General features: G+C 63.1%; 12 protein-coding genes. All 12 read right to left on the bottom strand.

The annotated features are described in order from the left end of the window. Window position 1 precedes the first annotated feature (1 nt). The 12 genes from cysM to RBRH_RS02955 all read right to left on the bottom strand — a co-directional run bounded on the left by cysM (window position 2) and on the right by RBRH_RS02955 (window position 12,061). A complete protein-coding gene (gene cysM, locus RBRH_RS03010; RefSeq protein WP_041754087.1) occupies window positions 2-904 on the bottom strand; it encodes a cysteine synthase CysM in 903 nt (300 codons plus the stop codon). 86 nt (window positions 905-990) lie between these two features. After that, window positions 991-1,320 carry a ComEA family DNA-binding protein gene (locus tag RBRH_RS03005; RefSeq protein WP_049786348.1) on the bottom strand — a complete coding sequence of 110 codons (330 nt, stop codon included), beginning with the start codon at window positions 1,318-1,320 and terminating at the stop codon, window positions 991-993. A gap of 80 nt (window positions 1,321-1,400) precedes the next feature. Further along, entirely contained in the window at window positions 1,401-2,387 is a 987-nt protein-coding gene (rfaD, locus tag RBRH_RS03000; RefSeq protein ID WP_013434473.1) for an ADP-glyceromanno-heptose 6-epimerase, read from the bottom strand. 42 nt (window positions 2,388-2,429) lie between these two features. After that, window positions 2,430-3,488 (bottom strand): D-glycero-beta-D-manno-heptose-7-phosphate kinase, encoded by a 1,059-nt coding sequence (gene rfaE1 / locus RBRH_RS02995; RefSeq protein ID WP_083813422.1) that lies wholly within the window; start codon window positions 3,486-3,488, stop codon window positions 2,430-2,432. Continuing rightward, window positions 3,457-4,857 carry a UDP-glucose dehydrogenase family protein gene (locus RBRH_RS02990; protein WP_013434471.1) on the bottom strand — a complete coding sequence of 467 codons (1,401 nt, stop codon included), beginning with the start codon at window positions 4,855-4,857 and terminating at the stop codon, window positions 3,457-3,459. The genes rfaE1 and RBRH_RS02990 overlap by 32 nt, the downstream gene beginning before the upstream one ends. An 85-nt stretch (window positions 4,858-4,942) precedes the next feature. Further along, the gene (lapB, locus tag RBRH_RS02985; RefSeq protein WP_013434470.1) at window positions 4,943-6,118 is read right to left on the bottom strand and encodes a lipopolysaccharide assembly protein LapB; all 1,176 of its coding nucleotides are present in this window, start codon (window positions 6,116-6,118) and stop codon (window positions 4,943-4,945) included. A 36-nt stretch (window positions 6,119-6,154) separates the two neighbouring features. Continuing rightward, complete coding sequence (locus RBRH_RS02980; protein WP_041753133.1) at window positions 6,155-6,448, bottom strand: LapA family protein; 294 nt, start codon at window positions 6,446-6,448, stop codon at window positions 6,155-6,157. 302 nt (window positions 6,449-6,750) lie between these two features. Then, window positions 6,751-7,080, bottom strand: coding sequence for an integration host factor subunit beta (locus RBRH_RS02975; protein WP_013434468.1), 330 nt, complete (start codon window positions 7,078-7,080; stop codon window positions 6,751-6,753). Between the two features lie 6 nt (window positions 7,081-7,086). Further along, a complete protein-coding gene (gene rpsA / locus RBRH_RS02970; RefSeq protein WP_332415119.1) occupies window positions 7,087-8,820 on the bottom strand; it encodes a 30S ribosomal protein S1 in 1,734 nt (577 codons plus the stop codon). A gap of 178 nt (window positions 8,821-8,998) precedes the next feature. Continuing rightward, a complete protein-coding gene (gene cmk / locus RBRH_RS02965; RefSeq protein ID WP_013434466.1) occupies window positions 8,999-9,730 on the bottom strand; it encodes a (d)CMP kinase in 732 nt (243 codons plus the stop codon). 79 nt (window positions 9,731-9,809) lie between these two features. Further along, a complete protein-coding gene (gene aroA / locus RBRH_RS02960) occupies window positions 9,810-11,126 on the bottom strand; it encodes a 3-phosphoshikimate 1-carboxyvinyltransferase (protein ID WP_041753131.1) in 1,317 nt (438 codons plus the stop codon). A gap of 14 nt (window positions 11,127-11,140) precedes the next feature. Further along, window positions 11,141-12,061, bottom strand: coding sequence for a prephenate dehydrogenase (locus RBRH_RS02955; protein ID WP_013434464.1), 921 nt, complete (start codon window positions 12,059-12,061; stop codon window positions 11,141-11,143). Window positions 12,062-12,286 lie beyond the last annotated feature (225 nt).

The raw sequence follows: 12,286 nt of genomic DNA, 5'->3' as shown, positions 1-12,286 counted from the left end.
GCTATACGGAGAACACGCCTGTCGACAGGTACCGGTCGCCGCGGTCGCAAACGCAGAACACGATGGTCGCGTTCTGCGTTTGCCGCGCGATGCGCAGCGCCACCTCGCAGGCCCCACCGGATGAAATGCCGCAGAAAATGCCTTCAACGGCGGCCATCCGGCGCGCCATCGCCTCCGATGCCGACTGGCTTACGTGCTCGATGCGGTCCACGCGCGCGCGGTCGAAGATCTTCGGCAAATACGCGTTTGGCCACTTGCGAATGCCCGGGATACGGGAACCCTCGTCCGGTTGCGCACCGATGATTTCGATGCGCGCGTTCTGCTCCTTCAGGTAGTGCGACACACCCATGATCGTGCCGGTGGTGCCCATGGCCGAGACGAAATGCGTGACACGCCCATCGGTATCACGCCAAATCTCCGGCCCGGTGCCCTCATAATGTGCAACCGGGTTATCCGGGTTGGCGAATTGGTCGAGTATCACGCCCTTGCCGTCGCGCTGCATTTGCTCGGCCAAATCGCGTGCATACTCCATACCGCCTTTGACCGGCGTCAGCACGATCTGCGCGCCATACGCGGCCATGCTCTGCTGGCGCTCGACCGACAGATCCTCCGGCATCAACAGCACCATCTTGTAGCCTCGAATCGCTGCAGCCATCGCCAGCGCGATGCCCGTATTGCCACTAGTCGCCTCGATCAGCGTATCCCCGGGCTGGATGCGACCACGTTGCTCAGCCTTGCTGATCATCGACAGCGCGGCACGGTCCTTCACCGATCCAGCGGGATTGTTTCCCTCAAGCTTGGCCAAAATCACGTTGCCCCGGCTGCGGATATCGTCGTCAGGCAGCCTGGCCAGTTGAACGAGCGGCGTGTTGCCGATTGTGTCTTGAATTGTTTTATAAGCCATCGCTGCACTTGCACGGGAATGTGGCAATTTTTTATTGTAAAGCGGAACCGCGTGCGCTCGCTCGCGCCCCGTTGCCGCCGTGCGGGTTACCGCGCGGCCGCACTCGCGGGCGCGCAGTGCCACTGCGGCGGCGCGGCATCGAAAATCAGGCCCTGTGCCTGCCACTTCGCCACCGACTTCGCCCCCACGCGCTTGACGCGTCGCACAAGGTCGTCCGCACTGCTAAACGGACCCTGCGCGTCCCGGGCCTCGATGATTGCCTGCGCAGTGGACGGACCGATCCCGTGGATCGCCTGCAGCATCGCGTCATCCGCAGCGTTAATCTCCACGCGGGGCGACGCCACAGCCAGGCTCGCGGCCAGCCACAGCACCACCGCCATGCGCGACGCGTTCAGCGTATTGAGAAGCGTACCCATCGAATCCCCCAACGAACTTGTGCCGGCGGACATCGCCGGCACAGGATGCCAGTCTACGCAGGACGACGGTGCCGCCGCAGTCAGCCGTTCAGCCAGCGCACGTAGCGCGCCACCCCTTCCTGCACGGTCAGGAACGGCGCGTCATAGCCGGCGGCACGCAGCTTGGTGAGGTCGGCCTGTGTGAAGCACTGGTACTTGCCGCGCAGCGCGTCCGGAAATGCGATGTACTCGATCGTGCCATCCTGAACCAGCTCGGGAAGCGGCAACGCCGGCTTGCCATCAAGCTCGCGCAACGTGTTCACAACCGTCATCGCGATATCGTTGAACGGTTGCGCACGGCCCGTGCCAAGATTGAAAATGCCCGACTTGTCCGGATGATCGAAGAAGAACAGGTTCACCTTAACGACATCCTCGACAGACACGAAATCCCGTGTCTGCTCGCCGGCCGCATAGCCGTTGTATTCACCGAACAGCTTAACGTGGCGTTGCGCACGGAACTCGTTGAAGTTGTGGAACGCCACCGACGCCATGCGTCCCTTGTGCGTCTCGCGAGGACCATAGACGTTGAAATAGCGAAAGCCGACAATCTGGCTTGCTGCCTCGGGCAGCATGCGTCGCACGACTTGGTCGAACAGAAACTTCGAATAGCCGTAGACGTTCAACGGGCTTTCAGCACCCCGCTCCTCGACAAACGTCGTTGAGCCGCCGTAGATCGCTGCAGACGATGCATACAGGAACTGTGCACGCTGCGCGACGCAAGCCTCCAGCACCGCGCGGCTGTACGTGAAATTGTTGTCCATCATGTAGCGCCCGTCCGTCTCCATGGTGTCGGAGCACGCGCCTTCGTGGAATACCGCACGCACCTTGCCGAAGTCATGACGGCGCAAGCGCTCGACAAACTCGCGCTTGTCGATGTAGTCATCGATCTCGCAATCGACGAGGTTGCGGAACTTGTCCGCGCGCGTCAGATTGTCAACGGCGATGATCCGGCGTTCGCCGCGCTCGTTCAATCCCTTGACGATATTGCTGCCAATGAAACCGGCCGCGCCGGTAACGATGATGGTCATAAATTGCGTATCCGTGGAATTAGGTCAGGCATGGGCCGTACACTAGGCCAATGCCGGCGGGTCGGGAAACAGTTCGTCGTCGCTCACGGTCGCGGTACCGAGCTTGCCGACCACGATGCCGGCGGCGCGATTCGCATGGCGAACCGCCTCGATAAGCGGCACGCCGGCGCCGAGCATGGCCGCCAGCGTCGCGATGACCGTATCGCCCGCGCCCGACACATCATACACTTCGCGTGCGCGCGCCGATTCGTGCAGTACGCCGGCATCGGTAAACAGCGTCATGCCCTCCTCCGAACGGGTCAGCAGCAATGCACAAAGCTGCAGTGAGGCGCGCAAGGCATCCACGCGCGCATGCAGGTCAGCTTCGGACTTCCAGCGGCCAACGACCTCGGTCAACTCCGCCCGGTTCGGCGTGATCAGCGTAGCACCGCGGTAGCGCTCCCAGTCATCCCCCTTCGGATCGACCAACACGGGCTTACCCGCCGCCCGCGCGGTCTCGATCATGCGCGTCACATGGGTTAGGCCGCCTTTCGCGTAATCGGACAACAACACGACGTCATGGCCGGGCAGCAGCGTCTCGAACTTCACCAGTCCCGCCAGCAATACCTCATGTGCCGGCGTCTTTTCAAAATCGATCCGCAGCAATTGTTGCTGGCGCGACAGGATGCGCAGCTTGATCGTCGTTGGCAACGCGGGATCGCGCTCCAGATGGGCGTTCACGCTGCTCTGGCCGAGCAACTCGACGATACGCTCGCCCGGCTCGTCGTGTCCCACCACACACAGTAGCCCCGCCTGGGCGCCAAGCGCCGATACGTTGCGCGCGACATTCGCGGCACCGCCCAGACGATCCTCCGTGCGCTGCACGTGGACAACGGGCACCGGCGCCTCCGGCGAGATTCGTGTGACATCACCGAACCAATAACGATCCAGCATCACGTCGCCGACGACCAGCACGCGCGACGCGGCGAGCCGTGGCCGCCGCACGGTCGGCACTTGCTGCGACGCGTGCGCCGCGTCGTGGGTAGCCGCTTCGGTCGCGGCATGCAGCGTGGAACGCGAAATCGGCTGATCAGACACGCTGCACCTCGCCGGGCATCGCATTGGCCGGTACCGCACCGCGACCAATCGCGTGGTATTCGATGCCAAGCTCGGCCATTGCATTGGGCTCGTACAGGTTGCGTCCGTCGAATATCAACGGCGCCTGCAGCGCACGCTTAAGCGCGTTGAAGTCCGGGCTCTTAAACGCTTTCCACTCGGTCATGATCACCAGTGCGTGCGCGCCGTCCACCGCCTCGGCTTGCGTGTTGGCGAACGACAGCCGCGCCTGCGCTTGTGGCTCATCCCGCAGATCCAGCGCCAACACCCGCCGCGCCTCCTGCACCGCCACCGGGTCGTACGCGCGCACCGTCGCCCCGCGCCTGAGCAGCGCCGTGATCAACGTGCGACTCGGCGCCTCGCGCATGTCATCCGTATTCGGCTTGAACGCCAGACCCCACACCGCCACGGCGCGCCCGCTCAAGTCCTGTCCCAGCCGCGCCGTGATCTTGTCCACCAGCACACTCTTTTGCGCTTCATTCACCGCCTCCACCGCCTCCAGGATCCGCAGCGGGCACCCATACTCGCCCGCCGTGCGCATCAGCGCCTGCACGTCCTTCGGAAAGCACGAGCCACCGTAGCCCGCCCCCGCGTACAGAAAGCTGTAACCGATGCGCGGGTCCGAACCGATCCCCCGGCGCACTGCCTCGATGTCCGCGCCCACCCGATCCGCCAGGTTCGCCAGCTCGTTCATGAACGAGATCCGCGTAGCCAGCATTGCATTGGCCGCATACTTGGTGAACTCCGCCGAGCGAACGTCCATGTACATCGTGCGCTCGTGGTTCCGGTTGAACGGCTTGTATAGCCGCTTCATCTGCTCGCGCGCGTACTTGCCGGCCTCGTCCTTGTCGCTGCCGATCACGATCCGGTCCGGGCGCATGAAATCGTCCACCGCCGCGCCCTCCTTCAAGAACTCCGGATTCGACACCACCGAGAAACCGTGTCCCACTGCGCGCCGCGCCAACTCATCGGCCACCACCGCCCCTACCCGCTCGGCCGTGCCTACCGGCACCGTTGACTTGTTCACGATCACCTTGAAACCCTGCATGTGCCGGCCAATATTGCGCGCCGCCGCCAGCACGTACTGGAGGTCCGCCGAGCCATCCTCGTCCGGCGGCGTGCCCACCGCGATGAACTGCACATCCCCGTGCGCCACGCTTGCCTCCACCTGCGTGGAGAACCGCAACCGCCCCGCCGCGCGGTTGCGATCGATCAGCTCCTTGAGCCCCGGCTCGTGGATTGGCACGCCCCCGCCATTCAAAGTCTCGATCTTGCGCGGATCCACGTCCAGGCAGAACACATCGTTACCCAGCTCCGCCAGGCATGCGCCAGTGACCAGGCCAACATAGCCCGTGCCGATTATGGTGATTTTCATGCTTATTCAAATCCGATGAGGTTCACGGTCCTTTTGCCAGGGCCGCGCGCCGTCACGCCGACTACAATCGGCGTGTCGCGCATCGTCAGTTGGCCGACGCGATCGGCTCGACCCGCCGCGGCGCGTAGGTTTCCCAGCCGCTGCAGCCGGGGCACTGCCAGTAAAATAGCCGCGCCCGGAAACCGCAATTCTGGCACGTATATCGCGGCAGGTTCTTCGTGCGCTGCTGGATCAACGTGCGCATCAGTTCCAGTTCGCTCTTGCGCGGCTCGTCGGCCACCGCGATCTGCGCTTCGAGCAGCCGCGTCATGCCCGCCAGGTTGGGCGACTTTTGCATCTGCGTACGCGCCAGCGCATGCGCGGCCTGCGCGCCGCGCAACTCGGCGATGTGCTTGTAGGCGGCGTCGAGCAGATCGTTCGACGGATACGCCTCGACATAGCGCGTCAACAGCGCGGCGCCCTGCGCCGACTGGCCGGTCGCCGCATACGCTTGCATCAGCTTGTCGGCAACCAGTGGCAAGTAGGCGGGATTCTGCTGCTCAACCTGTCGCCAATGCTCGAGCGCCCGCGTCGGCTCGTGACACGCCATCTCAACATCGCCGCTCAGGATCGTCGCGCGCACATTCTGCGGGTTGCACCGCAGCGCCTGCTGCAATGCGTTGCGTGCCTCGTCTATCCGCTTGTGCTGCAACGCTTCCTGCGCAAGCTCGCAGTGGAATTGCGAAATCTCCTTGTCCAGCGGCGGCACGCCCATCGCTTCAATCCGTTGCGCCGCCTCGATCGCCTTGTGCCAGTCCTTCTCGATTTCGAAAATGGTCAACAATGCCCGCAACGCACCGAGTGCGTAGCCGCCACTGTGCAACCGCTGGAAGGTCTCTTCCGCCCGATCGAGCAGCCCGGCCTTCAGGAAGTCCTGGCCAAGCTCGTACAACGCATGGTCGCGCTCGTTGGCTGGCAAGTCCTCGCGCGAAAGCAGGTTTTGATGAACCCGGATCGCGCGTTCCGTCTCGCCGCGCCGACGAAATAAATTGCCTAGGGCAAAGTGAAGCTCGGTCGTCTCCGGATCTAGCTTCACCACTTCGATGAACGCATCGATGGCTTGATCCGGTTGCTCATTGAGCAGGAAATTCAAGCCCCGGAAGTAAGAGCGCGGCAAGTTCGCGCTCTCGGACAACAGGTGTTTCAGGTCATAGCGGGCCGCGACCCAGCCCAGCCCGAAGGCCACCGGAATGATGAGCAACCACCAAAAATCAAGATCCATGAATGTGATTCGTTGAGCATGCGCGTGCCGGACGCGTCAGATGATCGGCGGCATCGGCGGCTCGTCCACCGTCGCCGGCGTCTGCCGGGCCGTCTTCAGCTCGCGCCTGAGCCGGCCGTTTTCGAGCCGCAGCCGGAGGACCGCCGGCAGCGCCGACATCAGCCCAGCAAGCAAGCCGACCACGAAAAATGCGAGCCCGATCACGATCAACGGCGCATTCCACGTATAGCCGGCCAGGAAGTTCAGTGTCACGCCTTGCGTGTTGGCAAGCGCCAGCACCAACAGCAACACGAATACGATGACGCGGATCAGCCAGACAATGAGCTTCATGGGCAATCTCGATGACGGCGACCGGACAGCGAATCGCCAGCGAATTGGACAAACGCCCCGCACCCGCGCATCGGGTGGCCGGGCCGTGACAGGGAACCGGACCGTGGCCGGGGGCCGGGAAAAGTGCCCGTATTGTAATGGAAGCGCTCGCACTCACCTACTGGCGCGCCCAACGGCGTGCTTGTTTGGCCACACCTGGCCGCCAAAGCCGCCGGCATCGTGCGATGCTAATAAAAGAAAAAGCGCCATTTGGCGCTTTTTCCATGGTTGCCGAAACAGCAGGCCTTATCCCGATATTGACGTCATGTGTCGTCCGACGCCTCGACACTGTCGGCCTTCATCGGTTGGCCGGCCTTGCCGTCGACCCGCTCACGCAACTCCTTGCCCGGCTTGAAGTGCGGCACCCATTTCTCCGGGACCTGGACTCGTTCGCCAGACTTGGGGTTGCGTCCGACCCGGGCCGGACGACGATTCAGTGCAAAGCTGCCAAAGCCGCGTATCTCAATGCGATGACCATTGGCAAGCGCGTCGGACATCGCGTCGAGCATCGCCTTGACTGCAAAATCCGCATCCTTTAGGACAAGTTGCGGAAATCGCAGCGCCAGTTGAGCGACCAACTCGGATTTGGTCATGCTGCCTTACTGGTTCTGTTGACCGTCCAGCTTTGCCTTGAGCAACGCACCGAGATTGGTCGTGCCGCTGGCAGCCGCGCTGCTGTCGGCGTGCAGGCCACGCATCGCTTCCTGCTGCTCCGCGGAGTCCTTCGCCTTGATCGACAGCTGGATGCCGCGCGATTTGCGGTCAATATTGATGACCATCACGTTGACCTTGTCACCTTCCTTCAGCACATTGCGTGCGTCCTCGACACGATCTTGCGCGATTTCCGACGCCCGCAGATAGCCTTCGACCTCGACGCTCAACTGGATCACGGCCCCCTTCGGATCGACGGCCTTGACCGTGCCATCGACGATGGAACCCTTGTCGTTCATCGCCACGAAGTTGCTGAACGGGTCGCCTTCCAGCTGCTTGATACCCAGCGAGATGCGCTCTTTTTCGACATCGATGCCGAGCACCATGGCCTCGACCTCGTCGCCCTTCTTGTACTTGCGGACCGCTTCCTCGCCGGATTCGCTCCACGACAGGTCCGACAAGTGCACCAGGCCATCGATCCCGCCCGGCAGGCCGATGAACACGCCGAAATCGGTAATCGACTTGATTGCGCCGGTGATCTTGTCGCCCTTCTTGAAGTTGCGGCTGAAGTCATCCCACGGATTCGGCTTGCATTGCTTCATCCCAAGGCTGATACGGCGGCGGTCCTCGTCGATCTCGAGCACCATGACTTCCACTTCGTCACCGAGCTGCACCACCTTGCTCGGCGCGACGTTCTTGTTGGTCCAGTCCATCTCGGACACGTGCACGAGGCCTTCGATGCCCGACTCGACTTCGACGAACGCGCCGTAGTCGGTAATGTTTGTGACCTTGCCGAACAGCCGCGTGCCGGACGGGTAGCGACGCGAAATGCCTTCCCACGGATCGTCGCCGAGCTGCTTGATGCCAAGCGACACACGATTCTTCTCCTGATCGAACTTCAGGATCTTCGCGGTCACTTCTTGGCCCACAGACAGCACTTCGCTCGGGTGACGCACACGACGCCACGCGATGTCGGTGATGTGCAGCAAGCCATCGATGCCGCCGAGGTCAACGAACGCACCGTAGTCAGTGATGTTCTTCACGACGCCATTGACGATCGCGCCTTCCTTCAGCGTCTCGAGCAGCTTCGCGCGCTCTTCGCCTTGCGTGGCTTCGATCACCGCGCGGCGCGACAGCACGACGTTGTTGCGCTTACGGTCCAGCTTGATCACGCGGAACTCGAGCGTCTTGCCCTCGTACGGCGTCGTGTCCTTGACTGGACGGGTGTCAACCAGCGAGCCGGGCAGGAACGCACGGATGCCGTTGACCATCACGGTCATGCCGCCCTTAACCTTGCCGGTAATCGTGCCGGTCACAAGCTCGTTGTTGTCCAGCGCCTTTTCAAGCGCAAGCCACGAAGCAAGGCGCTTGGCCTTGTCGCGCGACAAGATCGTATCGCCATAGCCGTTCTCGAGGGCGTCGATCGCGACCGATACGAAATCGCCCGCCTGCACCTCAACCTCGCCCTGATCATTCAGGAACTCTTCGATCGGAATGTAGGCTTCAGACTTCAGACCCGCGTTGACGACCACAAAATTGTGGTCAACGCGCACGACTTCGGCAGAGATCACTTCGCCTGCGCGCATGTCCTGGCGGGTCAGCGACTCTTCGAACAGAGCCGCAAAAGATTCAGTATTCGGGTTAGAGGTTTGCAGGTCGGACATAAAAATGAAATGGTGCATGGGGCGGGACTCGGCTTCATGATCGCCAGCGACCGCATGCGGGGTTAAGGGTTGAAAATACATCCCACGTCACCGTGGAATACCTACGGTACTGCTATTCACTACCATTGCATCGGGCACTACGAAGCCTCACCGCCGATGCATGACTGCCCGATCCGTCGCGGTATAGCCGCAACGCTCATGCCTGCGGGCCTTGCCGGCCATGGCCCGCGTTCGTGGCACCGGTGGCCGGCTCGATTTGCTGGTACCAAGCCACGACCCGGTCAACCGCTTCGCCGATCGACAACGTGGACGTGTCGAGCAGGCGCGCATGCGCCGCTGGCTTGAGCGGCGCGCTTGCGCGATTCGCATCGCGCGCGTCACGCTCGCGCAGATCCCGCAGAAGGTCATCGATATTAGCAGAAAACCCTTTTTGTATCAATTGCTTATAACGCCTCTGCGCGCGGGCCTCCGCGCTTGCCGTCAAAAACACCTTCAATACCGCGTCGGTAAAAATCACCGTGCCCATGTCGCGGCCGTCCGCGACTAAGCCGGGCGGCTTGCGAAACGCGCGCTGTCGGGCCACCAGCGCGCCGCGCACCGGCGCGTGTACCGCGATCGCCGAGGCCAGCTTGCCGATGGCCTCCTGCCGAATCTCGGTCGAGACGTCCACACCATCCAATTGCGCACAGCCTTCGCGAAAGGTGATATGCAGGTCATCGATCAGCGCCACCAGCGCGGCGACGTCGTCCTTGCCCACTCCGTAGCGCTGCGCCGCCAGCGCCGCCAGCCGATACAGCGCGCCGCTGTCCAACAAATGAAAGCCCAGGTGTGCCGCCACCAATTGCGCGACCGTGCCTTTGCCAGATGCCGTCGGCCCGTCAATCGTGATGACCGGCACGGGTTCATGAAATGGACGATTGGACTTCATTACTCTATTTGAAGACTAAAATACTTGAAACGAAACGACCGACCGCACGTATGCGGACCGGCCGGCCGCCGGCACTGGATCAAGCGCGGGTAATCGCGGCAAATCTGTCGAAATAATCGGGAAACGTCTTGCCGACGCAACTGGGATCGTGAATCCTCACCGGAACATGGCCCAGACTGACCAGTGAGAAACACATTGCCATCCGATGGTCATCATACGTGTCGATTGCGGCATTAGGCGTCAGCGCGGCAGGCGGCGCCACACGCAAGTAGTCCGCGCCTTCCTCGACGTGCGCCCCCAGTTTGCGCAGCTCGGTGGCCATGGCGGCGATCCGGTCCGTTTCCTTAACCCGCCAGCTGCCGATGTTGCGCAGCGTGGTCATGCCGCTGGCAAACAACGCGGCGACTGCAATCGTCATCGCGGCATCCGGAATCAGATTGCAATCCATGTCCAACGGCTGCAGCCTGCCATCATCTGATTCGACCCCGCGCACTTCGATCCAATCGTCGCCGATCATCACATTCGCCCCCATGCGGACCAACGCGTCGGCAAACTGCACGTCGCCTTGGATGCTGGCCCGCCCGACTCCTTCGACACGCACCGGCCCATGGGCGAGCGCGCCGGCCGCGAGGAAATAGGACGCCGACGATGCGTCGCCTTCGACGACGATCCGGCCCGGCGAGCGGTAACGCGCGCAGCCGGCGGCCGGCACGATGAAGCGCCGCCAACCGTCGCGCTGCACGTGCACGCCGAAGCGCTCCATCAAGCGGATCGTGATCTCAACATACGGCTTGGAGATGAGCTCGCCCTCGACTTCGACCACCGCCTCGCCGCCAGCCGTCTCCACCAGCGGCAGCGTGATCAGCAGCGCAGTCAGAAACTGGCTCGATACGTCACCGCGCACGCGAATCGGCGCATTCGCGCGAAGCGACGCCGGATGCACGAGCAACGGCGGATAACCCGGATTGCCTTCATAGTCGATTCGCGCCCCGAGCTGCCGCAGGCCATCGACCAGGTCACCGATCGGACGCTCGTGCATTCTCGGTACGCCATGCAGTCGATACTCGCCGCCCATGACTGCCAACGCCGCGGTTAGCGGCCGCACAGCGGTTCCCGCGTTGCCGAGAAACAACGCCGCCCGCTTGACCGGAAACACGCTCCCAGCGCCTGTCACGGTGCAACGCCACTGCGCGGCGTCATGCTGCAGCGTGACGCCCAGTTGTTCGAGCGCGGCCAGCATGACGCGGGTGTCATCCGAATCGAGCAGGTTGTCGATCGTCGTGACGCCCTCAGCCAATGCCGCCAGCAGCAGTACGCGGTTCGAAATACTCTTGGAGCCAGGCAGGCGCACCGTGCCGGTCGCGCGCGTGTAGGGTCCGAGGTCGAGGTATTCCATAATAGAAGCTCCTTTTAGCACTGCTTGAGCTTGGACGCCGCATCACGCTCGTGACCCCATTGCACCCGCGCGCTGCGCGAACGCGCGAACAGCGCTTCGAGCATCGCACCATCGCCCGCAGCGATCGCCGCACGCACTGTCGCAAGTACGGCCGAGTAAGCGTCGATCCCGTCTAGTAGCGCATCACGGTTGGCCACGCAGATGTCGCGCCACATTTCCGGACTCGACGCCGCGATCCGCGTGAAGTCGCGAAAGCCCCCGCCGGCGAACGAGAGCTTCAACGCCGCATCCGGCGCGCGCAGGATCGTCTCGACGAGCGTGAACGACAGCACATGCGGCAAGTGGCTAACGGCGGCGAAAACCGCATCATGCTGCTGCGCAGTCATCTCATGCAGCGAGGCGCCGCTCGCCTCCCACATGGCGGCTACCCGGTCCACCAACGCGCGTGGGTTCTCCGCGAGCGGGCACAACACCACCTTGCGCCCCACATACAGGTCGGCAAGCGCCGCCTCGACCCCGCTGGATTCGCGTCCAGCGATCGGATGCCCAGGCACGAACTGCGCGAGCCGCGTGCCTAGCGCGGCGCGGGCAGCGGCAATGACGTCTTGCTTCGTGCTGCCCGCGTCGGTGACGATCGTGGATCGCTCCAAGTGCGGCGCGATGGCACCAAGCAGCGCACGGGTCTGCGCGACGGGCGCCGCCAGCACGACCCAATCCGCGCCGCGCAACGCGCCGGCCAGCGCGGCGTCATCGTCGACCACGATCGCCTCATCAATGACGCGCCGCTCGAGCGCCGTGCGCAGCGAGCCAGCGCCGCGGCCGACACCGACGATCGTGCCGGTGCCGCCGTGACGCTCGCGCAGCGCCAACGCCAATGAGCCGCCGATCAGCCCGACGCCGACGACGACGAGTTTATTAAACGAGAACGCGGCCACGATACGATAGCGTAATGAGGTGCACGATATGCGCCTGCGGGATCAGGACGGTGCCAGCGCCTTTTGCAGCGCGGCCAGGAACACTTCGTTTGGGGGCAAGCGCACGCACGTGGGGCGGACCGTATTGCATGGCTGACATGATGTTCAAGCTCCAGACAAATGACGACGAGGTTGGCCAACGGCCGTGGCAGGCGATGACGTTCACACGTCAGCCGCCACCGGATG

The sequence above is a fragment of the Mycetohabitans rhizoxinica HKI 454 genome (assembly GCF_000198775.1).
In the GTDB taxonomy this organism is placed as follows: domain Bacteria; phylum Pseudomonadota; class Gammaproteobacteria; order Burkholderiales; family Burkholderiaceae; genus Mycetohabitans; species Mycetohabitans rhizoxinica.
This window is presented reverse-complemented; position numbering and strand designations above follow the sequence as displayed.

What these genes read in the sequence shown, in the direction of transcription:
- cysM (WP_041754087.1), bottom strand. Translation starts at nt 904, where the DNA reads ATGGCTTATAAAACAATTCAAGACACAATCGGCAACACGCCGCTCGTT.
- RBRH_RS03005 (WP_049786348.1), bottom strand. Translation starts at nt 1,320, where the DNA reads ATGGGTACGCTTCTCAATACGCTGAACGCGTCGCGCATGGCGGTGGTG.
- rfaD (WP_013434473.1), bottom strand. Translation starts at nt 2,387, where the DNA reads ATGACCATCATCGTTACCGGCGCGGCCGGTTTCATTGGCAGCAATATC.
- rfaE1 (WP_083813422.1), bottom strand. Translation starts at nt 3,488, where the DNA reads ATGCGATGCCCGGCGAGGTGCAGCGTGTCTGATCAGCCGATTTCGCGT.
- RBRH_RS02990 (WP_013434471.1), bottom strand. Translation starts at nt 4,857, where the DNA reads ATGAAAATCACCATAATCGGCACGGGCTATGTTGGCCTGGTCACTGGC.
- lapB (WP_013434470.1), bottom strand. Translation starts at nt 6,118, where the DNA reads ATGGATCTTGATTTTTGGTGGTTGCTCATCATTCCGGTGGCCTTCGGG.
- RBRH_RS02980 (WP_041753133.1), bottom strand. Translation starts at nt 6,448, where the DNA reads ATGAAGCTCATTGTCTGGCTGATCCGCGTCATCGTATTCGTGTTGCTG.
- RBRH_RS02975 (WP_013434468.1), bottom strand. Translation starts at nt 7,080, where the DNA reads ATGACCAAATCCGAGTTGGTCGCTCAACTGGCGCTGCGATTTCCGCAA.
- rpsA (WP_332415119.1), bottom strand. Translation starts at nt 8,820, where the DNA reads ATGCACCATTTCATTTTTATGTCCGACCTGCAAACCTCTAACCCGAAT.
- cmk (WP_013434466.1), bottom strand. Translation starts at nt 9,730, where the DNA reads ATGAAGTCCAATCGTCCATTTCATGAACCCGTGCCGGTCATCACGATT.
- aroA (WP_041753131.1), bottom strand. Translation starts at nt 11,126, where the DNA reads ATGGAATACCTCGACCTCGGACCCTACACGCGCGCGACCGGCACGGTG.